Raw genomic sequence first — 1,023 nt, forward strand, 5'->3', positions numbered from 1 at the left:
GCATCGAGATAATGAGAAAGTGTATCGTGAATAATCACTTTTGCTTTCAACATATCATCATAATGCAGACATAATGCGGTTATTGAGCTATCTAAATTAGCCACTGATAGTTTAGGATTAGCGCTAGATCCCGTTGTAGAGGACTCTAACCCTTCTATTTGAACTGGCCATGCCCCATATTCATTCCCTTGCCACCAAATGGACTTAGCCTCTATTTCTCCTTTAGCCTTTTGCATTTCCTCTTCCGTGATAGGAATATTGTATGCATGGAATCTCAGAATATTAGGAACACCAAATTCTGTACCATCAACTTCAAAAAGCCGGACAGTATTGCCCGGCTCTAATTTTTGATAATCGGCTGTGATCATGATTTAAATGCCTGAATAAAAACCAAAGAAAGGGTGTAATTTCCTGCACCGTTCGGAATGAGTTTGTGTTCATCACAACGATACAATCCAAGTGGCTCAAGAGGCGGTTTCCAGAAAAATGACTTTATTCCTGCGTGTTTATCAATAAAGTGACGGATAGCTGAAATGTAATTATCATCACCCACAAACTCCATTGCCCATTTCTGACTACGTGAATTTAAACCATTGCCAGAAACTTGTTCATAACCATCCCCAAACTTGACTTTCCTTGTGTTGTAAGAGACATCTTCAGTCGGGTTTATACGTGGACACCAAGTGAATGTTTCCATTTTTAACGGCCTCCTCGAGTTGCATTCCAAATTAAACCACCCGGCCTAATATCTTTAGACATTAACTCTCGGTAACGACTATCAACAAATCGGCCAATCTCCGCACCAAACTGCTCGAATCCATTCGTTGATTGAGTTTCTGAATTACCGTTACCATCAATGGTAATGTAAACCTGAGGTGCTGAAGGAGCGCCCTGATTATTACCACCAACAATTCTAACCCCTAAGTTGCCATCTGCAGTTCGAGTTAATGGCATTATAGCCTCACTCCCTGCCTCACCCATGAGTCCGAGATTAGGCGCGCCCCCCTTAGCAAAGGCAAAATA

At 41.6% G+C, this 1,023-nt stretch carries 3 protein-coding genes; all 3 read right to left on the reverse strand.

What is annotated here, in order from left to right:
- Positions 1 to 368: phage minor tail protein L (locus ABN212_RS18705; RefSeq protein WP_432807475.1), on the reverse strand; the 368-nt coding region annotated here is incomplete at its 3' end.
- On the reverse strand, positions 365 to 697 hold the full coding sequence (locus tag ABN212_RS18710; protein WP_069366999.1) for a phage tail protein: 333 nt from the start codon (positions 695 to 697) through the stop codon (positions 365 to 367). The genes ABN212_RS18710 and ABN212_RS18705, both read right to left, overlap by 4 nt.
- Before the next feature lie 2 nt (positions 698 to 699).
- Positions 700 to 1,023, reverse strand: a 324-nt coding sequence (locus tag ABN212_RS18715; protein ID WP_432807476.1) for a phage tail tape measure protein, incomplete at its 5' end; no start/stop codon positions are given.

Origin of the sequence: Proteus genomosp. 6 (assembly GCF_040139785.1) — a bacterium.
In the GTDB taxonomy this organism is placed as follows: Bacteria; Pseudomonadota; Gammaproteobacteria; order Enterobacterales; family Enterobacteriaceae; genus Proteus.